At 58.1% G+C, this 267-nt stretch carries 1 pseudogene; it reads right to left on the minus strand.

From position 1 onward, the window contains the following. Positions 1 to 140, minus strand: a pseudogene (locus tag FVA95_RS29880) (4-carboxymuconolactone decarboxylase); the annotation flags it as partial. Between the last annotated feature and the right edge of the window lie 127 nt (positions 141 to 267).

A 267-nucleotide genomic window follows, 5' to 3' on the forward strand; every position in this document is an offset into this window, starting at 1 on the left:
CCCCAGGCGTGACGGGTGATCATCTCTTGGAATTCCGAGTTGAACTCGGTCAGTGTGGTCAGGCTGCGATCGACATGCGCATCGCCCAGCACCGCACGGCGTACTTGCATGCCTTCGTCATAACGTTGTTTCTCGTCCACAAAAACTTCCTCACTGAGCGTTCAGAAACGCCAACACAAGATCACTGAATGCGGCACCGGCCTGCACGTTGGACAGGTGCGCGGCAGGGAACTCGGCGTACTCGGCGCCGCGCACATGCTCTTGAAT

This window comes from Pseudonocardia sp. EV170527-09 (assembly GCF_008369905.1).
Taxonomy (GTDB): Bacteria; Actinomycetota; Actinomycetes; order Mycobacteriales; family Pseudonocardiaceae; genus Pseudonocardia.